Annotated in this window: 17 protein-coding genes, 1 tRNA gene and 1 pseudogene; 14 read left to right on the forward strand and 5 right to left on the reverse strand. The window is 68.4% G+C overall.

The window, feature by feature from the left end:
* Positions 1-103 precede the first annotated feature (103 nt).
* Positions 104-784, forward strand: coding sequence for a S1 family peptidase (locus A5663_RS16515; RefSeq protein ID WP_082974194.1), 681 nt, complete (start codon positions 104-106; stop codon positions 782-784).
* 1 nt (position 785) lies between these two features.
* Here A5663_RS16515 and acs read toward each other — a convergent pair whose 3' ends face one another.
* Entirely contained in the window at positions 786-2,750 is a 1,965-nt protein-coding gene (gene acs, locus A5663_RS16520) for an acetate--CoA ligase (RefSeq protein ID WP_068151226.1), read from the reverse strand.
* A 40-nt stretch (positions 2,751-2,790) separates the two neighbouring features.
* Here acs and A5663_RS16525 point away from each other — a divergent pair, with 40 nt between their 5' ends.
* A complete protein-coding gene (locus A5663_RS16525; RefSeq protein WP_068151229.1) occupies positions 2,791-3,561 on the forward strand; it encodes an oxidoreductase in 771 nt (256 codons plus the stop codon).
* A gap of 417 nt (positions 3,562-3,978) precedes the next feature.
* Here A5663_RS16525 and A5663_RS16530 read toward each other — a convergent pair whose 3' ends face one another.
* Positions 3,979-4,836, reverse strand: coding sequence for an HAD-IB family hydrolase (locus A5663_RS16530; RefSeq protein ID WP_068151232.1), 858 nt, complete (start codon positions 4,834-4,836; stop codon positions 3,979-3,981).
* Positions 4,837-5,252: 416 nt separating this feature from the next.
* Between A5663_RS16530 and ssd the strand changes: the two genes are divergently transcribed.
* The 7 genes and pseudogenes from ssd (at position 5,253) to A5663_RS16565 (ending at position 9,712) form a co-directional block, all read left to right on the forward strand.
* Complete coding sequence (ssd, locus tag A5663_RS16535) at positions 5,253-6,311, forward strand: septum site-determining protein Ssd (RefSeq protein ID WP_068151235.1); 1,059 nt, start codon at positions 5,253-5,255, stop codon at positions 6,309-6,311.
* On the forward strand, positions 6,308-7,474 hold the full coding sequence (locus A5663_RS16540; RefSeq protein WP_068151239.1) for a TadA family conjugal transfer-associated ATPase: 1,167 nt from the start codon (positions 6,308-6,310) through the stop codon (positions 7,472-7,474). Before ssd ends, A5663_RS16540 begins: the two co-directional genes overlap by 4 nt.
* The gene (locus A5663_RS16545) at positions 7,471-8,250 is read left to right on the forward strand and encodes a type II secretion system F family protein (RefSeq protein WP_068151243.1); all 780 of its coding nucleotides are present in this window, start codon (positions 7,471-7,473) and stop codon (positions 8,248-8,250) included. Before A5663_RS16540 ends, A5663_RS16545 begins: the two co-directional genes overlap by 4 nt.
* Positions 8,247-8,816, forward strand: coding sequence for a type II secretion system F family protein (locus A5663_RS16550; protein WP_068151246.1), 570 nt, complete (start codon positions 8,247-8,249; stop codon positions 8,814-8,816). Before A5663_RS16545 ends, A5663_RS16550 begins: the two co-directional genes overlap by 4 nt.
* A gap of 23 nt (positions 8,817-8,839) precedes the next feature.
* Positions 8,840-9,046 carry a DUF4244 domain-containing protein gene (locus A5663_RS16555; RefSeq protein WP_068151248.1) on the forward strand — a complete coding sequence of 69 codons (207 nt, stop codon included), beginning with the start codon at positions 8,840-8,842 and terminating at the stop codon, positions 9,044-9,046.
* Between the two features lie 35 nt (positions 9,047-9,081).
* Positions 9,082-9,369, forward strand: a pseudogene (locus A5663_RS16560) (TadE family type IV pilus minor pilin); the annotation flags it as partial.
* Entirely contained in the window at positions 9,359-9,712 is a 354-nt protein-coding gene (locus A5663_RS16565; RefSeq protein WP_369816649.1) for an Rv3654c family TadE-like protein, read from the forward strand. The pseudogene A5663_RS16560 and the gene A5663_RS16565, both read left to right, overlap by 11 nt.
* On the opposite strand, the gene A5663_RS16570 is transcribed toward A5663_RS16565, so the two are convergent.
* Positions 9,709-10,737, reverse strand: a complete 1,029-nt coding sequence (locus tag A5663_RS16570) for a PAS domain-containing protein (RefSeq protein ID WP_068151255.1) — start codon at positions 10,735-10,737, stop codon at positions 9,709-9,711. The genes A5663_RS16565 and A5663_RS16570 overlap by 4 nt on opposite strands.
* Before the next feature lie 290 nt (positions 10,738-11,027).
* Entirely contained in the window at positions 11,028-13,355 is a 2,328-nt protein-coding gene (locus tag A5663_RS16575; protein ID WP_068151260.1) for a DEAD/DEAH box helicase, read from the reverse strand.
* A 278-nt stretch (positions 13,356-13,633) separates the two neighbouring features.
* Between A5663_RS16575 and A5663_RS16580 the strand changes: the two genes are divergently transcribed.
* The 3 genes from A5663_RS16580 to topA all read left to right on the forward strand — a co-directional run bounded on the left by A5663_RS16580 (position 13,634) and on the right by topA (position 17,490).
* Positions 13,634-13,837: a cold-shock protein gene (locus A5663_RS16580; protein ID WP_006243848.1), complete on the forward strand. Its 204-nt coding sequence runs from the start codon at positions 13,634-13,636 to the stop codon at positions 13,835-13,837.
* Positions 13,838-13,967: 130 nt separating this feature from the next.
* Positions 13,968-14,558, forward strand: a complete 591-nt coding sequence (locus tag A5663_RS16585) for a hypothetical protein (protein WP_068151264.1) — start codon at positions 13,968-13,970, stop codon at positions 14,556-14,558.
* Positions 14,559-14,694: 136 nt separating this feature from the next.
* Positions 14,695-17,490 carry a type I DNA topoisomerase gene (gene topA, locus A5663_RS16590; RefSeq protein WP_068151269.1) on the forward strand — a complete coding sequence of 932 codons (2,796 nt, stop codon included), beginning with the start codon at positions 14,695-14,697 and terminating at the stop codon, positions 17,488-17,490.
* Between the two features lie 23 nt (positions 17,491-17,513).
* Here topA and A5663_RS16595 read toward each other — a convergent pair whose 3' ends face one another.
* Positions 17,514-19,118 carry an adenylate/guanylate cyclase domain-containing protein gene (locus tag A5663_RS16595; protein WP_231976811.1) on the reverse strand — a complete coding sequence of 535 codons (1,605 nt, stop codon included), beginning with the start codon at positions 19,116-19,118 and terminating at the stop codon, positions 17,514-17,516.
* Between the two features lie 88 nt (positions 19,119-19,206).
* Between A5663_RS16595 and A5663_RS16600 the strand changes: the two genes are divergently transcribed.
* Both A5663_RS16600 and A5663_RS16605 read left to right on the forward strand, forming a co-directional pair.
* Positions 19,207-20,415, forward strand: coding sequence for a DNA polymerase III subunit delta' (locus A5663_RS16600; RefSeq protein ID WP_068151274.1), 1,209 nt, complete (start codon positions 19,207-19,209; stop codon positions 20,413-20,415).
* A gap of 50 nt (positions 20,416-20,465) precedes the next feature.
* Positions 20,466-20,541: transfer RNA gene (locus A5663_RS16605), tRNA-Thr, on the forward strand.
* The last annotated feature ends 9 nt before the right edge of the window (positions 20,542-20,550 follow it).

Consider the following 20,550-nt stretch of genomic DNA (forward strand, 5'->3'; position numbering starts at 1 on the left):
GCGCTGAAACGATCCCGGCCGACGATAGACTGGCCCGATCCATGGCAGGGCGGTCGGGACGCAGGTAAGGGGAAATGTTCACGTGTTGACCAGCGGCCTGCGCATGAGCCGTCTCGCCGCGACCATCGCCGTCGCCGCCGCCCTGATCTCCACACCGGCCGTAGCAGCCGCTCAGGAGCGGGTTTCGCTGGGCGGCGGTTCCGGGCTCGTCGTCAACGGCGAGACGCTGTGCACGCTCACCACGATCGGCAACGACAACCGGGGCAAACTCATCGGCTTCACCTCGGCGCACTGCGGAGGCCCCGGCGCACAGGTCGCTGCCGAGGGTGCGGAGGCTGCCGGCGTGCTCGGCACGATGGTGGCGGGCAACGACGCGCTCGACTATGCCGTCATCGAGTTCGACCCGCAGAAGGTGCGTCCGGTCAACAATGTCAACGGGTTTCAGATCGACGGGCTCGGCCCCGACCCGGTGGTCGGCGACATCGCCTGCAAGCTCGGCCGCACCACCGGTTACTCGTGCGGTGTGACGTGGGGCCGCGGCGAGCAGCCGGGCACGATCGTCAACCAGGTGTGCGGCCAGCCCGGCGACTCCGGCGCGCCGGTCACCGTCAACAACCGCCTCGTCGGCATGATCCACGGTGCGTTCTCGCAGGCACTGCCGACGTGCGTCATCAAGTACATCCCGCTGCACACACCCGCGGTGACCATGTCGTTCAACACCCAACTGGCCGACATCACGGCCAAGAACCGACCCGGAACGGGCTTCACGCCCGTCGGCGGCTGAGCTACTTGTTGGCCCGGATCGCCTCGAACACGCTGGGGTCCAACAGGGTTGACGTGTCGCCGAGTTCACGACCCTCGGCGACGTCACGCAGCAGCCGCCGCATGATCTTGCCGCTGCGGGTCTTGGGCAGCTCCGGCACCACGTGAATCTCCCTGGGCCGCGCGATCTTTCCGATCTCCTTGGCTACCTGCTCGCGAAGTTCGGCGGTCATCTCCTCGTCGTCGCGGTGCTCGGCGTGTGATTCCAGGATGACGAACGCGCAGATGCCCTGCCCGGTGGTCTCGTCGCTGGCGCCGACGACCGCGGCCTCTGCGACGTAGGAGTGCCCGACCAGCGCCGACTCGACCTCTGCGGTCGAGATGCGGTGTCCGGACACGTTCATCACGTCGTCGATGCGGCCGAGCACCCAGATGTCACCGTCGGGGTCGACCCTGGCCCCGTCGCCGGCGAAGTACCAGCCCTGCTGGGCGTATCGGGACCAGTAGGTGTCCTTGTACCGCTCGGCGTCTCCCCAGATGCCGCGCAGCATCGACGGCCACGGCTGGTCGAGTACCAGGTAGCCGGTGACGTGCTCCGTCTCGTCGGCACCGGGGACGAGTTCGTTGCCTTCCTCGTCGACGATCTTCGCCGAGATGCCGGGCAGCGGCCGCATCGCCGATCCGGGCTTGGCTGCGGTGACACCGGGCAGCGGAGAGATCATGATGGCGCCGGTCTCGGTCTGCCACCAGGTGTCGACCACCGGCGTCCGGTCACCGCCGACCACCTTGCGGTACCACCGCCAGGCCTCGGGGTTGATCGGTTCGCCGACCGACCCCAACAAGCGCAAGCTGGAGAGGTCGTGCGAGTCGGGGATGTCGCGGCCCCACTTCATGAAGGTACGGATCAGCGTCGGGGCCGTGTAATAGATTGTCACACCGTACTTTTCGATGATCTCGAAGTGGCGGTGCTCGCTCGGTGAGTTGGGTGTGCCCTCGTACACCACCTGGGTGCAGCCGTTGGACAGCGGGCCGAACACGATGTAGCTGTGCCCGGTGACCCAGCCGATGTCGGCGGTGCACCAGTACACGTCGGTGTCCGGCTTGGCGTCGAACACGTAGTAATGGGTGTAGGACGACTGGGTGAGGAAGCCGCCGGAGGTGTGCACGATGCCCTTGGGCTTGCCGGTGGTGCCCGAGGTGTACAGAAGGAACAGCGGATGTTCGGAGTCGAACGCCTCGGGGGTGTGCTCGGTGGAGGCGTCGTCGACGATCTCGTGCCACCACAAGTCACGGCCCTCGGTCCATGGCACGTCGATGCCGGTGCGCGCCACCACCAACACATGCTCGACAGATGTCTGCCCCTTCACCGCTTCGTCGGCGCCCTCTTTCAGCGGCACCGCTTGGCCGCGGCGGTACTGCCCGTCGGTGGTGATGACCAACTTGGCCTCGGCGTCCTCGATTCGGGCCGCCAGCGCCGACGAGGAGAACCCGGCGAAGACCACGCTGTGCAGCACCCCGAGGCGTGCGCACGCCAGCATCGCGATGATGGCCTCGGGGATCATCGGCATGTAGATGGCGGCCCGGTCACCCGTGCGCAGGCCGAGTTCGGTCAGCGCGTTGGCGGCCTTGCAGACCTCGTCTTTGAGTTGGGCGTAGGTCATCGCGTGGGAGTCGCCGACCGGTTCGCCCTCCCAGTACAGGGCCACCCGGTCGCCGTGGCCCGCGTCGACGTGCCGGTCCACGCAGTTGTAGGCCACGTTGAGCTTGCCGCCGACGAACCATTTGGCGAACGGGGCCTGCGACCAGTCGAGCACGTCGGTGAACGGGGTGTCCCAGGACAGCCGGTTGGCCTGTTCGGCCCAGAACGCGAGCCGGTCCCGCTCGGCCTCCCGGTAGAGCTCCTCGGTCGCGTTGGCCTGCTCCGCGAACTCGCGCGACGGGGGATAGACGGACAAAGCTTCGGTGTCGTTCGCCGGTGCGTCGGTCATATCTGTGAGGGTAGTCACCCCGTCGACCGCACACACCGACATGTCATTAGCGTGTGCTGCCGTGACCGGTGGCTTGGCAAGAGACCCGTTGGGGCCGTTGGCCGAACTGCCCGGCGTGGCGGAGGCGGCCGAGGAGGCGCGCGAGGCGCTGGGCCGGGCGCACCGGCACCGCACCAACCTCCGCGGCTGGCCGAAGAGCGCCGCCGAGGCCGCATTGCGCAGCGCGCGGGCGTCGTCGGTGCTCGACGGCGGTGCGCTGCAACTGTCCGCCGACGGCACGCCGGATCCGGTGTTGGCCGGTGCGCTTCGGGTCTCCGAAGCGGTGGAAGGCGGGGCCACGGCGCTGGTCGGGGTGTGGCAACGGGCTCCGCTGCAGGCGATCGCCCGCCTGCATGCTTTGGCCGCCGCAGGCATCGCCGACGACGACCGGTTGGGCCGTCCGCGTACGGATACCGACGTGGGCGAGCGGCTGACGCTGCTCGCCGACATCGTCGCCGGAGGAACCAGGGTGCCCGCGCCCGTCCTGGCCGCTGTCGTGCACGGTGAACTGCTGACGCTCGCGCCGTTCGGCGTCGCCGACGGCGTGGTGGCTCGGGCGGCGTCGCGGTTGGTGACGATTACCACCGGCCTCGATCCACACGGCCTCGGTGTGCCGGAGGTCTACTGGATGCGCCAGTCGGGCGACTACCAAGCCGCGGCCCGGGGCTTCTCCTCGGGAACCGCCGACGGCCTCACCGCGTGGATTCTGTTGAGCTGCCGTGCGCTGCACGCCGGCGCCCGCGAGGCGCTGTCGATCGCACAGGCATCCTGAGTCGGCGCCCGTCGACAACGCGAAGCGGGCGACGTTCCGAACGTCGGTTCGGCTCGTCGCCCGCTAGCACGGACACCGGTTACCAAGCGTGCTTTTCGGGTTGCGTGGGTGGCCTCGGCGTCTTGTCGATGCGCTTCGGCGGCAGCCCCACCCAAGGGGCCACTATGGCCGTCCGCTTTTCGCAAATACGCAGGCCCGCAACACTTTTGCCTATTCCGCGGCATGTGCTCCGCGTGGGTGCCGGGTTCCGTGCTGGGGAGCTTGAAGCGGGAGATTCGAGCCTTCTCTTCCGGCTCGATCTTGGCCTCTCCAAGCTTCCGTGGTTCCTTTGTACCCCGTGACCGCGGTCACATCAAGGCCCAAATCTGCAGTCGTCCGGATTGTTATGAGCGTGCTCGCCGCAGCGCGAAGGGTCGGCTAGAAAGCGAAGCGCCGCAACAGCGAATAGGTCAGCGCGCCGGCCGCCAAGGCGCTCACGCCGACGGCGGCGGTGGTTGCCACGGCGGCGCCTGACGGTGCCGGAATCCGGTCTCGTAGCGACACTGGGTTGGAGAAGTTCAGGGCCGGCCAACCCCGGGCGGCTGCCTCTTTGCGCAGCGCGCGATCCGGGTTAACCACACTGGGATGGCCGACGGTTTCGAGCATCGGCAGGTCGGTGATCGAGTCCGAGTACGCGTAGCAGTGCTCGAGCGCATAGCCTTCGCGTGCCGCCAGTTCTCGGATGGCCGCGACCTTGCCGTCGCCGTAGCAGTAGAAGGCGATGTCTCCGGTGTACTTGCCGTCTTCGACGACCATCCGGGTGGCCATCGCGTGGGTGGCGCCCAATGCCCGCGCGATCGGCGCGACGATCTCTTCACCAGACGCCGAAACCATGACCACATCGCGGCCGCACAGTTTGTGGTCGGCGATCAACTCCGCCGCTTCCGCGAACACCAACGGGTTCACGATGTCGTGCAGTGTCTCGCCGACGATCGCCTTGACCTGTTCGACGTCCCATCCGGCGCACATATTGGTGACATAGGCACGCATGCGATCCATCTGATCGTGATCAGCACCCGACATGAGGAACAGGAATTGGGCGTACGTCGACTTCAGAACTGCCCGCCGATTCATTAGCCCTTGCTCGAAGAAAGGTTTGCTGAAGGCGAGCGTGCTGGATTTTGCGATCACCGTTTTGTCGAGATCGAAAAAGGCGGCGGTGCGCACGAAGCCGTCCCTCGGGCCATGCGTTTGCGGAGGGATCGGACCCCCCGCCGCCGGCGCAGATTCGGTCACCCCGTCAGCATAGGGGCCCGCGCGTGACAAACGGGGGTGGAGTGTACAAAGTGGCAGGTTATGACACCTGTCGTCGGCCCGCCAATTTTGCAAACCAGGCTGTTTTCGTAAGCAACCAGCACTTGCGCCCAAGCCAACGAGCGTGTGTATAGTGAGCATTACCCGGCTTATGTCGGGTGTGCATCAGCCCGACCCCCCGGGGCTGATACACGACGACCTCCGCCTCCTCCCCCCCTGGCGGGGGTCGTCCCTTTTTTGGGCTAATTCGTATTGCGGACAATCTCAGCCGCTCGGCGTGGTTGCGGAACGCCGTTTTCAGCTCACGCACAGCTTCCCTTCATCCCCAAAGCGGAGTTCATCCACAGATCCGACATCGGCGGTGGTGCGGACCTCACTGCGCCCCGCACGCTCGATGCATGGCTTCCTCGAACGGGTACCTCGCGCTGATCGGCGATCCTGCGCTACGCGATGAGGTCGACCGCGTGTGCGCAGCGGCGGGCGTGCGGGTCGTTCATGCCGCGGACCCGTCCAGTCGCAAAGTGTGGGCCGACGCGGCGGCCGTCGTACTCGACGCGCCGGCGGCCCAGCGGTGCGCCGCACGTGCGCTGCCACGTCGCTCTCGGGTCGTGTTGGTAGGGCGCGATGAACCGAGCGCGGCCGACTGGCAGGCGGCAATCGCGGTCGGCGCGCAACGGTTGGTGAGCTTGCCCGCACAGGACAGTGAGTTGATGGCCGAGTTGGCCGATGCGGCGGACCGTTCGGACGACGACACACGCGGTGCGGTGGTGGCCGTCATCGCCGGCCGGGGCGGCGCCGGAGCGTCGGTGTTCGCGACGGCGTTGGCCCGCCTCGCTTGCGATGCGCTGTTGATCGACGCCGACCCCTGGAGCGGTGGCATCGACCTGGTGCTCGGCAGCGAGGCCGAAAGCGGCTTGCGCTGGCCCGATCTCGCGCTACAGGGCGGCCGGCTCAATCTCGCGGCGTTACGCGGCGTGCTACCGCAACTGCACGGCGTCAGCGTGCTGTCGGCGAGCCGCGACGGAGGCGAGGTCGACGCCGTACCGCTGGGGGCGGTGATCGAGGCGGGCAGCCGCGGTGGGGTGACTGTGGTGTGCGATGTGCCGCGACGGCCAGGCCAGGCTGGCGAAACTGCACTGGCGTCAGCGGATCTCGTCGTTCTGCTGACCCCGGCCGACGTGCGGTCCTGTGCCGCGGCGGCCGTGGTCGCGCGTTGGGTGTCGACGGTCAACCCGAACTCCGGCGTGGTGGTTCGGGGCCCCTCACCGGGCGGCCTGCGGTCGAAAGACGTGGCGGGCATTGTCGGGCTTCCGCTGCTGGCGGCGATGCGTCCGCAGCCCCGGGTGGCCGCCGACCTCGAGCGCGGCGGGCTGCAGATCGCCCGGCGGTCACCGTTGGCCTGCGCAGCCCGCAAGGTGCTCACCGTGCTGCATCAGCATCCGGGGGTCGCCGCGTGAGCGACTCGTTGATCGACCGCGTCCGCGAACGGTTGGCCGTCGAGTCGTCGCCGTTGCGGCCAACCGTCGTGGCCGCGGCGATCCGGGCGGAGTCGGGCGGGTTGCTCGGTGACAGCGAGGTGCTCGACGGATTACGCCTCCTGCAGACCGAATTGTCCGGCGCCGGCGCGCTCGACCCGTTGTTGTGCGCCGACGGCACTACCGACGTGCTGGTCACCGCACCGGACGAGGTGTGGGTCGACGACGGGAACGGTCTGCGCCGCAGCGAGGTCCGCTTTCCCGACGAGGGTGCGGTGCGCCGGCTCGCGCAGCGGTTGGCGCTGGCCGCGGGACGGCGGCTCGACGAGGCGCAACCGTGGGTCGACGGTCAACTGAGCGGGCTCGGCGCCGGCCAGTTCACGGTCCGCCTGCACGCCGTACTGCCACCGATCGTCCCGGCGGGCACCTGCCTGTCACTGCGGGTACTTCGTCCTGCCACACAGGATTTGACGTCGTTGACCGCGTCCGGTGCGATCGACTCCGAGGCCGCGCTCCTCCTCGGCGACATCGTCCGCGCGCGTCTGGCATTCCTGATCTCCGGCGGCACCGGGGCGGGCAAGACCACATTGCTGGCCGCTGTGCTGGGGGCGGTTTGCGCCAGTGAACGGATCGTCTGCGTCGAGGACGCCCCGGAACTCGCTCCGGTACATCCACACCTGGTGAAGCTCGTCGCGCGGTGTGCCAATGTCGAGGGGGCCGGTGAAGTGACAGTGCGCGATCTGGTCAAGCAGGCCCTGCGGATGCGTCCGGACCGCATCGTGGTCGGCGAGGTGCGTGGCGCCGAGGTGGTCGATCTGCTCGCCGCGCTCAACACCGGTCACGACGGCGGTGCCGGCACCGTGCACGCCAACAGCCCGGGAGAGGTGCCCGCCCGGCTGGAGGCGCTGGCCGCGCTGGGCGGTCTGGACCGGGCTGCCCTACACAGCCAGCTCGCCGCGGCCGTGCAAGTCGTGATCCATGTCGACCGCGACCGCGCCGGCATCCGCAGGCTCAGCGAGATCGCGCTGCTGACTGCCGGGACCGATGGTCGAGTACGAGCCTCGACGGTGTGGCGCCTCGGGTCAGGATCCGGTTGCGCGCGTGGGCGATTCGATACCCTCCTGCGCGAGCGGGCACCGCGATGAGTATCGCTGCGCTCGCACTGGCGCTGGCTCTGCTGATCTCGCCCGGCCCCGGGCGCCGGTGGGCCCGGATGAGCCGCCGACCCGCACGCCGAGGCATGCGCGTGCCGGTCGCCGGGTGGCTGGTGTTCGGCCTGCTCATCCTGACGTTCGTCGCACCGCTGGGAGTAGTGATTGCCGCGACGGTCGCCGCGCTCAGCGGTGAACTGCGCAGGCGCCGCAGGTGTGGACAGCGCGCGCGGACGGCGGAAGCTGCGGCCCTGGAGGGCGCGCTGGACGTCCTGGTCGGTGAACTGCGCATCGGGGCTCATCCGGTGGCCGCGTTCGATGCGGCCGCGGCAGAGACCGACGGTGCCGTCGCGGCGTCGCTGCGATCGGTTGCGGCGAGGGCGCGGATGGGTGCCGACGTCCCGGCCGGGCTTCGAGACGTGGCGGGGCGTTCGGTGCTGGCTGCGCACTGGCAGCGACTCGCAGTCTGCTGGCAGCTGGCTGAGTACCACGGCCTCGCCGTCGCGACGTTGATGCGCACCGCCCAGCGGGATATCGTTGCGCGGCAGCGATTCGCGGCCCAAGTGCATGCTGGAATGGCCGGCGCGCGCGCCACCGGTACGGTGCTGGCCGCGCTGCCGCTTCTCGGGGTCGGCCTGGGTGAACTGATCGGTGCGGAGCCACTGCGGTTCCTGTTCTCCGGCGGCCAGTGGCTGCTGGCCGGTGGTGTCACGTTGACCTGTCTGGGCGTCGCGTGGGCGGACCGGATCACCGGGGCGGTGGTCAAATGAGCTTGGCCGCAATGCTTCTCGCTGGAGCGGTCCTTCTGACTGGAATCGATTCGCGGATGCGTGTCCGCCGTGTGTACGACACCACGCCGCCGTTGCTCGACGGAACCCGTCCGGACGACCCGATGGCGTTCGCATCGACGCTCGACGTGCTGGCAGCATGTCTGCGTTCCGGGATGGCAGTTTCCACGGCCGCCGCGGCGGCGGCGGGGTCGGCGCCGTCGCAGCTCGCCACCGTGTTGTTCCGCGCGTCGGATCTGCTCGCGCTGGGCGCCGACCCCTCTACGGCGTGGGCGAATCCGGTCGACGGTGATCGCCATACCGACGCCTTGCTGCGGCTGGCACGGCGGTCTGCGGCGTCGGGATCGGCGCTGGCGCAGGGAGTGATCGAACTGGCGGAGCGATCGCGCGATGACGCGGCGGACGCGGCCCGCGCGGCGGCCGAACGTGCATCGGTCTTGATCGCCGGCCCGCTGGGCGTTTGTTACCTGCCCGCGTTCATATGCCTGGGCATCGTGCCCGTGATCACCGGCCTGGCCGGTGACGTGCTGCGGTCCGGGGTCCTGTGAAAGGAATCGAGTGGGGAGGAAAAATGGGATTGCACAACAGATTTCGCACATTGCACGCGCGGTTGACGCTGCTGATCGTGGAAGAGGACGGCATGTCGACCGTCGAGTACGCGATCGGCACCATCGCCGCCGCCGCGTTCGGCGCGATCCTCTACACAGTGGTCACCGGCGATTCGATCGTCAGCGCGTTGACCAACATCATCAGTCGCGCACTCAACACGAACATCTAGCCGGTGACCGTGGTGGTGCCACGGTCGAGGCGGCGTTCGCGGTGGCGGCGCTGGTCGCGGTGCTCATCATGTGTGCGGCAGCGCTCAGTGCGGTCTCGATGCACATCCGCTGTGTGGACGCCGCACGCGAGGCTGCGCGGCTTGCGGCGCGCGGTGACGACGGCGCCAGCGTGGCGCGTGATCTCGCGCCGCATGGCGCCGCGGTGCTCATCCGACGCGACGGTGACTTCGTCGTCGCCAGCGTCAGCGCGCGGTCCGCGATGTTGCCCGGCTTCACCGTGGAGGCCAGGGCGGTCGCTGCGGCTGAACCGGCTGCACGCTGACGACGGTTCGGCGAGCGTCCTCGCGGCGGCGATGGTCGCCGTGGTGCTGATGATCTGCGTCGGCGTGGGCTGTCTCGGCGTTGCGGTGGCAGCACGGCACCGTGCCCAGGCCGCCGCAGACCTCGGCGCACTCGCCGCAGCCCATCGGCTCGCATCGGGGGCCGACGCGGCATGTGCGGCGGCCGCCGTCGTAGCCGCCCAGATGCGCACTGCCATCGTGCGTTGCGACGTCGCCGACCTCGATGTCGTTGTCGCCGTGGATGTCCCGGTGACAATCGGCCGCTTCGGACTGGGACCCGCGCGGGCGCAGGCGCGGGCGGGACCCGGAGACCCGGCGGGCTAGGGCTCGGGGTGCCTACCTGTCGCGGCGATTTCTCCGGCGCTGGGTTGGCGCAGCGTCGCAAGTGCCGCGAAAACGTCGTCGTCGAGTTCGACCCGGTTCACCGTCACGTGCACCGGCGCCCACTCCTCGCCCCCGACACCTGTCATCCGCAGTACACCGGTGACGAAACAGTTCGTGAATTCGGTTGCCATCCGCTGCATCTCGGCGCGGTCGTCGGGATGTACCGCATGGTCACCGGCGAGGCTGACACGCCAGTCGAAAAACGGGGCCGGCTCGTCGAGCCATTTCAGCAGGGTCCAGTTCGCGGGGTCGACCAGCGCACGATGCGCACCGGGCTGGGCGAGCCCGTCGAGGATCCGCTGCGCGAGGTGGTCCGGCCGCGGTACGGTCGGCTCCTGCTCGCTGCGCCAGTTCATCGCCCGGCACAGCAGCCGGTCGGGCCCGTCGTCCTGGGGTTCGGCCACCGTGCGCGTCACGAAACCCACTGTGATCGGCTCGCCGCGATAGTCGGTGACGTCCCACGTGCTGCAGAAGGTGGTGCCCGGTTCGCGTTTGATCGCCATTGTCAGCACCTTGGCCTCGCTCGGGTTGAGCTCGCGCATCGGCAAGTCGTCGGCGAAAGTGCGGTGCAGCGCAGGCTCCCGCTGGGGATCCCAGCCGCTGTTCAGTAGCGATTCCTCGGTGTCGGTGGCGGTTCCCGCGTCGAGGTCCCACACCAGCGCCCCAGGCACCGGCCGCGGTGGTGGTTCCATGTCGGGCGGCCCGATCCAGATGTGCACACCGTGTATACGGCCGTCGGTCATCTGCACGACCTCGGTGCGGATGACGCGGTCGTTCTTCGGTGTGATGCTGCTCAGGCCCTGCTGCGCGCGCACTGTCTCGGCGATGGCACTCTGCACGGCCATCAGATGTGGATTGCGGCGCAGGAACGCGCCGATCGGAATCAGGTTCCTGGTTCGACGACCCTGCGCGACCACGGACGGCTCATCGCCCAGCGTCTCCACGAGCAGCCAGTCGTGGGTCATGGCACCACCTTACCGACGAGGGGCGCGGCGCCCGGGCAGACGGACGGGTGCGGATTTCGTTGCCCATCGGCCGTACCAGGACTTTCGTGACTGTCGGTGCCGGAAATGGGTAGTTGCAACTACCCCGACGACGAGGTAATTTTCGTCTGCACCCGGTGTCCGGGATAGGGAACGGATTGCGTTGTCCGGCCGTTCCCCGCAAGATTCGCGCGAGGCGCTCGACTCACGGCCCAAAACGCGGAAACCGTGGGGGCGACCGTCGAGGGGTCGGTCGCCCTTCTGCACGGCCGTCACGGCGCATGGTCGGCAATCTCGCGCAGGACCAGGCGCAGCACCCGTACCGCGCCGTCCTTGTCCAACGGGTCATTTCCATTGCCACACTTGGGTGACTGCACACAAGACGGGCAACCCGCAGGGCATTCACAGGCTTCGATTGCATCGGCTGTCGCTGCCCACCAGATGGCGAGCCTGCGGAATCCGCGGTCGGCGAAGCCCGCCCCGCCCGGATAGCCGTCGTAGACGAAGATCGAGGGCAAGCCCTGCACCGGTCCGACCGCCGTCGACACCCCGCCGATGTCGCCGCGATCGCAGCTGGCGACCAACGGCAACAGGCCGATGGCCGCATGTTCTGCCGCGTGCAGGGCGCCGGGTACCCGCAACAGGTCGATGCCGTTGCGCTGCAACATGTCTGGGTCGATCGTGCACATCACCGCAGTGGTGTCCAGTGTGCGGGTGGGCATCTCCAGCTCGACGAAATCGATCACCTCACCGGTCATGCTGCGGCGAAGATAGCCAGTGACTGTGTTGGTCACCGAGACCGGTACGAGCCCAATGGTCACCGGACCGAACGCTTTTCGTTCGCCCTCGCCGGTGACCGAGATGTCGGCCACTTCCCGGGCTGACGTGGTGTAGCCGGGTTCGGCGGCGTGCACGAATGCCACGCCGTCTTCGAAGTCGAGAGAGTCGACCACGTAGCTGTCGCCCTGATGCAGATACACCGCACCGGGGTACACCGAAGCGGGTGCTTGCCCCGCACCGGTGCTCCCCAGCATGCGCCCGGTGCCGGCCTCGAGGATCGCGATCTGCCCGCCCAGTCCGCCTCGAATGTCGACCGCCGGATGGGGATCCATGCCGGGTGTGGGGAAGTATCCGCTCGGCCGTCGGCGCAGCAACCCGTCGTCGACGAGAGCGTCCGCCACCGCCTCGGCGTTCCAGGTCCGCACCTCGGCATCGGTCAGCGGAAGCTCGGTGGCTGCGCAAAGAACTTGCGGCCCAAGCACATACGGGTTCGTCGGATCGATGACGACGCGTTCGATCGGCTTGTCCAGCAGTGCGGCCGGGTGGTGCACCAGATAGGTGTCCAACGGATCGTCGCGGGCGATCAACACGATCAGCGCACCCTGGCCGCGGCGGCCCGACCGGCCGGCCTGCTGCCAGAAAGACGTCACGGTGCCTGGAAAGCCAGCCAAGACAACGGCATCCAGGCCCGCGATGTCCACGCCGAGCTCCAGCGCGTTCGTCGTCGCCAGACCGCGCAGTTCCCCGTCGGCCAGCGCGCGTTCGAGCGCGCGTCGATCCTCGGCGAGGTAACCGGCACGATAGGACGCGACCCGGCCGACGAGCTGGGGCGCCCGCTCTTGCAACCGGGCCCGTGCCCCGAGGGCCGTCAGTTCGGCCCCGCGGCGCGAACGCACGAATGTCAGCATCCGGGCGCCCTCGGCGATCAGGTCGGCCATCACTCCTGCGGCTTCCGCACCCGCCGATCGTCTTACGGGAGCCCCGTTTTCGCCTACCAGGTCGTCGAGCAGGGGAGGCTCCCACAGCGCGACGGTGCGCGCACCTTGGGGTGACCCGTCGTCAGTCACCTCGACGACGGTCTGGCCGATGAGCTCGGAGGCGGTCTGTGCCGGCGCGGCCGTCGTCGCGCTGGCGAAAATGACCGTGGGCATGCTGCCGGTGGCCGAGTATCTCGCGCACAACCGCAGCAGCCGGCGCAGCACCATCGCTACGTTCGACCCAAAAACACCGCGGTAGTAATGGCATTCGTCGACGACGACGTAGCGCAGGTTGCGCAGGAACACCGCCCAGCGCGCATGGTTGCGCAGCAGCGAGAGGTGGATCATGTCGGGATTGGAGAAGATCCACCGCGACCGTTCGCGCGCGAAACGCCGCACGTCGCTGGGGCTGTCTCCGTCGTAGGCGCACGGCGCGACGTCGGGCAGCGGCACAGCCTCGGTGAGCGCCACCGCAGTTCGCAGCTGATCGTGGCCGAGCGCCTTGGTCGGCGACAGGTACAGCGCCCTGGCTCGTGGATCCGTCCTCAAGGCCGTCAGGATGGGCAGCTGATAGGCCAGCGACTTGCCCGAAGCGGTGCCGGTGCACAGCACGACGTGGCGGCCGTCGCGAGCGAGTTCGGCTGCAGCGAGCTGATGTGACCACGGCGCCTCGACGCCGCGATCAACGAACGCCCGCACCACATCTGGGTCGGCCCAGTGCGGCCACCGCTGCGGGCGGCCTTGCCGGGGCGGCAGGTCCGCGACGTGGCGCAGCGGATTCTGCCCGCCCTGCCCTGTGCCTTCGACCGCGCAAGCCAGCAGCTCGCGGCCGAAATCAACCATCGATCGCCCTCCTGAGTGCACCGCTTAGGTGAATTGTTCCCCACTTACCAGCGCCGAGACTGTACGCAGCGGCGACGAACGTGATTGACTAAGCGCGGTCGCAGCTTCTGTGTTCGTGTACTAGCACTCGCAGGAACGACGTTGCGATCGCGGTTCCTGCGAGGGTTGTAGGTCGGGTTCAGTTCCGAGCTTCCACGAAGGAGAGCGGTCGGAACGGGCCCGGTGTACCGAAACACGGTGGACCGCACCCGGTGAATAAGAGAAGGAAACAACAGGAAATGCCACAGGGAACTGTGAAGTGGTTCAACGCGGAGAAGGGCTTCGGCTTCATCGCCCCGGAGGACGGGTCCGCTGACGTCTTTGTCCACTACACGGAGATTCAGGGCAGCGGCTTCCGCACCCTGGAGGAGAACCAGAAAGTCGAGTTCGAGGTCGGCCAGAGCCCCAAGGGGCCTCAGGCCACGGGTGTTCGGGCCGTCTAGAGCGACCAACACGAACTGAAGGCGACACCCCGCGCGCATCCGAGACCGGCTGCGGCGGGGTGTTCGCTATTACGGCGCGCTTCGGCCGAGCCGACACAGCAGATGTCGTCGCCTGGCTTACTGTCGGTCTGTGAGCCAGCTGTCGTTCTTCTCGGCGGAGTCGGTGCCCCCCGCGGTCGCCGATCTCACCGGGGTGCTCGCCGCGCCGGGCCAGGTGGTCGTGATCGGTTCGGGCTCACAGCAGGGTGCGCGGCTGTCGGTGGTGGTCGACCACATGTGGCGGGCGGAGGCGCTGGCCGAGATGATCGTCGAGGCCGGCCTGCAGCCGGAAATCGCCCGCACCGACGAGCACACGCCGCTGGTGCGCACCACGGTCGACCCCCGGCTGGTGGGCATCGCAGCCGAGTGGACCCGCGGCGCCGTCAAGACCGTGCCCCCGCAGTGGTTGCCTGGGCCGCGCGAGCTGAGGGCCTGGACGTTGGCGGCGGGCGCACCGGAGGCCGATCGCTATCTGCTCGGGTTGGATCCGCACGCGCCGGACACGCACTCGCCGCTTGCGTCGGCAATGATGCGGGTGGGGATCGCGCCGACGCTGATCGGCACTCGCGGCTCTCGCCCGGCCTTGCGGATCAGCGGTCGGCGACGGTTATCGCGCCTGGTAGAGAACGTGGGGGAACCGCCGGGCAATGTGGAGGCGTTCCACCAGTGGCCGCGTATTTGACACGTGTATCGAGGGGGGCCAGTTTGCGTCGGGTCGCGCGGGGTGCGAAATTGTCAGTTGCCGACGGGGTCGAGGGGCCGCAGCATGCGGAATTCGGCGCCATGTCGGCGATTGACGAAGTGGAGCGTAAGTAAAGGTGGCAGACGGGGACCGCGGCGGTGGTCGCAACGGTAACGTCCGGCGGCTCGTGATTGTCGAGTCGCCTACCAAGGCGCGCAAAATCGCCGGCTACCTGGGTTCCAACTACATCGTCGAATCTTCCCGCGGGCACATCCGCGACCTGCCGCGCAACGCCGCCGACGTGCCGGCCAAGTACAAGTCGGAGCCGTGGGCGCGACTCGGCGTCGACGTCGATCACAACTTCGAGCCGCTGTACATCATCAGCCCCGAGAAGAAGAGCACCGTCGCCGAGTTGAAAGACCTGCTCAAGGACGTCGACGAGCTCTATCTGGCCACGGACGGCGACCGGGAGGGCGAGGCCATCGCCTGGCATCTGCTCGAGACGCTCAAGCCGCGCGTCCCGGTCAAGCGGATGGTGTTCCACGAGATCACCGAGCCGGCCATCCGGGCCGCCGCCGAGGATCCCCGCGACCTGGACAGTGACCTGGTCGACGCACAGGAAACCCGCCGCATCCTCGACCGCCTCTACGGTTACGAGGTCAGCCCGGTGCTGTGGAAGAAGGTGGCACCGAAGTTGTCGGCCGGCCGGGTGCAGTCGGTCGCCACGCGCATCATCGTGTCGCGCGAGCGCGAGCGCATGGCGTTCCGCAGCGCAGGCTACTGGGACGTCACCGCGGAGCTCGACGCCAGCGTCTCCGACGCGCAGGCCTCCCCGCCTACGTTCACGGCGAAACTCAACTCGGTCGACGGACGCCGGGTGGCCACCGGGCGCGACTTCGACTCGCTGGGACAGGTCCGCAAGCCCGACGAGGTGCTGGTGCTCGACGAGGCGGCCGCGAATGCCCTGGCGACCGGACTGCGTGGGGCGCAGCTGGCCGTGAGCTCGGTCGAGCAGAAGCCCTACACCCGCAAGCCGTACGCGCCGTTCATGACGTCGACGCTGCAGCAGGAGGCGGGACGCAAGCTGAGGTTCTCCTCGGAGCGCACGATGAGCATCGCCCAGCGGCTCTACGAGAACGGCTACATCACCTATATGCGCACCGACTCGACGACTCTGTCGGCGAGCGCTGTCGAAGCCGCGCGCAACCAGGCCCGCCAGCTCTACGGCGAGGAGTACCTGCACCCGTCGCCGCGCCAGTACACCCGCAAGGTGAAGAACGCGCAGGAGGCGCACGAGGCCATCCGGCCCGCCGGTGACGTGTTCTCCACGCCCGGCCAGTTGCACAGCCAGCTCGACACCGACGAGTTCCGGCTCTACGAGCTGATCTGGCAACGCACCGTGGCTTCGCAGATGGCCGACGCCCGCGGTACGACGCTGTCGCTGCGGATCGCCGGAACCGCCGCGGATGGACAGCAGGTCGTGTTCAACGCGTCCGGCCGCACGATCACGTTCCCCGGCTTCCTGAAGGCCTACGTCGAGAGCATCGACGATCAGGCGGGCGGCGAGGCCGACGACGCTGAGAGCCGGCTGCCGAACCTCACGCAGGGCCAGCGCGTCGACGCCAAGGAACTCACCGCCGACGGGCACAACACGGCGCCGCCGGCCCGCTACACCGAGGCCTCGCTGATCAAGGCGCTCGAAGACCTCGGCATCGGGCGGCCGTCGACGTACTCGTCGATCATCAAGACGATCCAGGACCGTGGCTACGTCATGAAGCGCGGCAGCGCGCTGGTGCCGTCGTGGGTGGCGTTCGCCGTGATCGGTCTGCTCGAGCAGCATTTCGGCCGCCTCGTCGACTACGGTTTCACCGCGGCGATGGAAGACGAGCTCGACGCGATCGCGGCCGGGAACGAACGACGGACCAACTGGCTCAACAACTTCTACTTCGGTGGCGATCACGGGGTCGAGGACTCGATCGCGCGCTCCGGTGGACTCAAGAAGCTCGTCGGGGTGAACCTCGAGGAGATCGACGCGCGAGAAGTCAACTCCATCAAGCTCTTCGACGACGAGCAAGGCCGTCCGATCTACGTGCGGGTGGGCAAGAACGGCCCATACCTGGAGCGAATGGTCACCGGGGACGACGGTGAACCGACCCCGCAGCGGGCCAACCTCAAGGACGAGCTCACGCCCGACGAGCTGACGTTGGAGCTCGCCGAAAGGCTTTTCGCCACACCGCAAGAGGGCCGATCGCTGGGCATCGACCCGCAGACCGGTCACGAGATCGTCGCCAAGGACGGTCGCTACGGACCGTACGTGACCGAGGTGCTTCCCGAGCCGCCGGACGAGGGCGACGCCGCCGCGGGCGCCAAGAAGGGCAAGAAGCCGACGGGTCCCAAACCGCGGACCGGTTCTCTGCTGCGGTCGATGGACTTGGAGACGGTGACCCTCGAGGACGCGTTGCGGCTGCTGTCGTTGCCCCGGGTCGTCGGCGTCGACCCGAACACGCAAGAGGAGATCACCGCGCAGAACGGTCGCTACGGCCCATACCTCAAGCGCGGTACCGATTCTCGCTCCCTGGCGACCGAAGAGCAGATGTTCGACATCACGCTCGAGGAAGCGCTGAAGATCTACTCGGAGCCGAAACGTCGTGGCGGGCAGCGCGCAGCCGCCCCGCCGCTGCGCGAGCTCGGCGAGGACCCGGCCACCGGCAAGCCGATGGTGATCAAGGACGGCCGGTTCGGTCCCTATGTCACCGACGGCGAGACGAACGCCAGCCTGCGCAAGGGCGACGACGTGTTGTCGATCACCGATGAGCGCGCCGCCGAGCTGCTCGCCGACCGACGAGCGCGCGGTCCGGTGAAGCGAACGAAGAAGGCGGCCAAGAAGACTGCGAAGAAGACCACCGCGAAGAAGGCCGCCAAGAAGAGCTAGTCCGCCCGAGCGTGTGCGCGAGGTCAGCGCGCTTCTTCGGACACCACTTCACATTCGGCGTCGGCTCGGTTCGGTGCGATCAGGTTCAACGGCCTGGCCAACTGTGTCGGCGCGACACGCCCGCGCAAGTTGACGATCTCGCCGACGTCCCAGCACAGCGCCTCGGCGTCGAGCGCGCCGCTGACCGCGATCGCCGACGCCAGCACGTGGCCCTCTTCGAGCTTGGCCAGCTCGGTCAGCCGCGCCGCCTCGTTGACCGGATCGCCGATCACCGTGTACTCGAAGCGCGCCTGCGCGCCGATATGCCCGGCGATAGCGCGGCCGGACGACACCCCGATGCCGAATTCCGTCTGGCCCAGCACTTCGATCAGCTCGTCGTGCAGTTCTCGCGAGGCGGCCAACGCGGCACCACACGCGTCGGGATGCTCGATCGGTGCGCCGAAGATGGCCAGTGCGGCGTCACCCTGGAACTTGTTGACGAAGCCGCCGTGCCGGTTGACCGTGTCGACCACGACGCGGAAGAAGTCGTTGAGCAGGCTGACGACCTCGGCGGCCGGGATCGTCGCGGCCAGCTGCGTCGAGCCGACCAGGTCGACGAACAGCACCGCGACGTCACGCTCCACACCGCCCAGTTCGGTGCCCCGCTCCAGCGCGCGGCGAGCCACGTCCTCCCCGACGTAGCGTCCGAACAGGTCTCGCAACCGCTGCCGTTCGGCCAGGTCGCGCACCATGTCGTTGAAGCCGGCCTGCAGCAGGCCGAGCTCGCTGGCGTCGTAGATCTGCATGTGCGCGTTGTAGTTGCCGCGCTGCACCTCGCCCAGGGCCCACCGCAATTGACGGAGCGGGTCGGCGATCGACATCGCGACCAACACGGTGCCGGCCAGCCCGACCACCAGCGCGGCGATCGCCAGGATCAGGATCGGCGTGATGAGGCGGTCGGCGGATGCGGTGAGGATCTCGAACTTGCTGGCCACCAAGGCCAGCACGATCGCGATGATCGGCACCGCGGTGGACAGCACCCACGTCATCACCTGGCGCCGGACGACACCCGGGGCGCGAAAGTTCTCCGGGACCCCGCCGCGCAGGGCGGCCACCGCCACGGGCCGCAGCACCCGCTCGGACTGCAGGTAGCCGATGATCGCGGTCGCGGTGGCGCCCAGGCCCGTTGCCACGGCGACCACCGGCGCTGACTTGCTGGCCACCGGCCAACTGGCGACGATGAACACCACCGAGCCGAGAAACCAGTTCACCGCGTTGATCACCGAGCGGTACAACGGCATCTTCAGCGCCCGGGTGCGCGCCACCTCGGTGTCGGCAGGGTCACCCCGGTCGCCGAGCAGCATGTCGCGGCGCTGCCAGCGCATGACGGGGATGAGCAACCGCAGGCTCCAGTACGCCGCGATGGTGAACGAGACGAACAGGAAGCCGAGGAAGACCGCGAGGTTGAACGCGGGCAGGTCCTGCAGCTGGATGCGGTCCTCGGGGGGCAGGCCGAACCTCAGGAAGCTCAGGACCAGAAGTGCGCCGATGATGTCGGCCTGCACCATGCCCAGCGTGAACACCGGCCACGGGGTGCGCGCAGCCCATCGGACGAATGCGCTGATTCGCCCGATCGGTCTCGCGTCCATGGCCACGCGTCAACCGTATCGGGCATCGGGGACGTGTACGGGTGCTGTGAGACGGACGTGTCGGTTCGCAGCATTACTGTTATCTGCGATGCCCGGGGTTTTCTCACGTCTGGTCGGCCAGCACGCTGTTGAGGCCGAGTTGGTGGCCGCCGCTCGCGCCGCACGAGGTGAGACGGCTCACATCGGACAGGTCCGCGGGACCATGACACATGCGTGGCTCATTACGGGCCCGCCCGGCTCGGGCCGGTCGGTGGCGGCGTTGTGTTTCGCGGCCGCGCTGCAGTGCACATCGGACGGTGTGCCCGGCTGCGGTGCGTGCCGGGCGTGCACGACGACGATGGCCGGCACGCATGCCGATGTGCGGCGCATCATTCCGGAAGGGCTGTCGATCGGCGTCGACGAGATGCGCGGCATCGTGCAGATCGCGTCGCGGCGGCCAAGCACCGGGCGGTGGCAGGTCGTGGTGATCGAGGATGCCGACCGATTGACCGAGGGCGCGGCCAACGCCCTGCTCAAGGTGGTGGAGGAGCCGCCGCCCTCGACGGTGTTCCTGCTGTGTGCACCGTCGGTGGACCCCGAGGACATCGCGATCACGCTGCGTTCGCGCTGCCGGCATGAGGCGCTGGTGACACCGACGGTGGACGCGATCGCAGACGTGCTGATTGGCAGCGACGGGTTGCCGGAGCAGGAGGCGCGCTGGGCGGCGTCGGTCAGCGGCGGCCATGTCGGCAGGGCGAGGCGACTGGCCACCGACGAGGCGGCGCGTGAGCGCAGGAAGAGGGCGCTGGGGCTGGCGCGGGATGCGGCAACGCCGTCGCGGGCCTACGCGGCCGCCGAGGAGTTGGTGAAGACCGCCGAGGACGAGGCCCTGGCGTTGACTGTCGACCGCAGCGAAGCCGAGACCGAGGAGTTGCGCACCGCGCTCGGGGCGGGCGGCACCGGAAAGGGCACGGCCGGTTCGCTGCGCGGAGCTGCGGGCGCACTCAATGCTCTTGAGCGACGGCAGAAGTCACGCAAGACACGCGCGTCGCGCGACTCGCTCGACCGGGCGCTGATCGACCTGGCGACGTACTTCCGTGATGCGCTGCTGGTGGCCTCGAGTGCCCGAGATGTCCAGCGGAACCATCCCGACATGGCGGACGAGGTCGCCAAGATCGCCGCGCACGCGTCACCGGAGAAGCTGCTGCGCTGCATCGAGGCGGTGCTGGAGTGCCGCGAAGCGCTGACGCTCAACGTCAAGCCGAAGTTCGCGGTCGACGCGATGGTGGCCACCGTGGGCCGCGCGTTGCGCGACTGAGTTGGGTCCACGGCGGACGCTGCCGTAGACTCGTCCCGCCTGTAGGGCACGCCACCTTAGCTCAGTCGGCAGAGCGGCTCACTCGTAATGAGCAGGTCAGGAGTTCGATTCTCCTAGGTGGCTCCAATTGGCGCC

It is taken from the genome of Mycobacterium sp. E740, from assembly GCF_001672895.1.
Taxonomy (GTDB): Bacteria; Actinomycetota; Actinomycetes; order Mycobacteriales; family Mycobacteriaceae; genus Mycobacterium.

What these genes read in the sequence shown, in the direction of transcription:
- A5663_RS16545 (WP_068151243.1), top strand. Translation starts at nt 7,471, where the DNA reads ATGAGTATCGCTGCGCTCGCACTGGCGCTGGCTCTGCTGATCTCGCCC.
- A5663_RS16570 (WP_068151255.1), bottom strand. Translation starts at nt 10,737, where the DNA reads ATGACCCACGACTGGCTGCTCGTGGAGACGCTGGGCGATGAGCCGTCC.
- ssd (WP_068151235.1), top strand. Translation starts at nt 5,253, where the DNA reads ATGGCTTCCTCGAACGGGTACCTCGCGCTGATCGGCGATCCTGCGCTA.
- A5663_RS16595 (WP_231976811.1), bottom strand. Translation starts at nt 19,118, where the DNA reads ATGGACGCGAGACCGATCGGGCGAATCAGCGCATTCGTCCGATGGGCT.
- A5663_RS16600 (WP_068151274.1), top strand. Translation starts at nt 19,207, where the DNA reads ATGCCCGGGGTTTTCTCACGTCTGGTCGGCCAGCACGCTGTTGAGGCC.
- A5663_RS16555 (WP_068151248.1), top strand. Translation starts at nt 8,840, where the DNA reads ATGGGATTGCACAACAGATTTCGCACATTGCACGCGCGGTTGACGCTG.
- A5663_RS16515 (WP_082974194.1), top strand. Translation starts at nt 104, where the DNA reads ATGAGCCGTCTCGCCGCGACCATCGCCGTCGCCGCCGCCCTGATCTCC.
- A5663_RS16575 (WP_068151260.1), bottom strand. Translation starts at nt 13,355, where the DNA reads ATGGTTGATTTCGGCCGCGAGCTGCTGGCTTGCGCGGTCGAAGGCACA.
- A5663_RS16525 (WP_068151229.1), top strand. Translation starts at nt 2,791, where the DNA reads ATGTCATTAGCGTGTGCTGCCGTGACCGGTGGCTTGGCAAGAGACCCG.
- acs (WP_068151226.1), bottom strand. Translation starts at nt 2,750, where the DNA reads ATGACCGACGCACCGGCGAACGACACCGAAGCTTTGTCCGTCTATCCC.
- A5663_RS16550 (WP_068151246.1), top strand. Translation starts at nt 8,247, where the DNA reads ATGAGCTTGGCCGCAATGCTTCTCGCTGGAGCGGTCCTTCTGACTGGA.
- A5663_RS16580 (WP_006243848.1), top strand. Translation starts at nt 13,634, where the DNA reads ATGCCACAGGGAACTGTGAAGTGGTTCAACGCGGAGAAGGGCTTCGGC.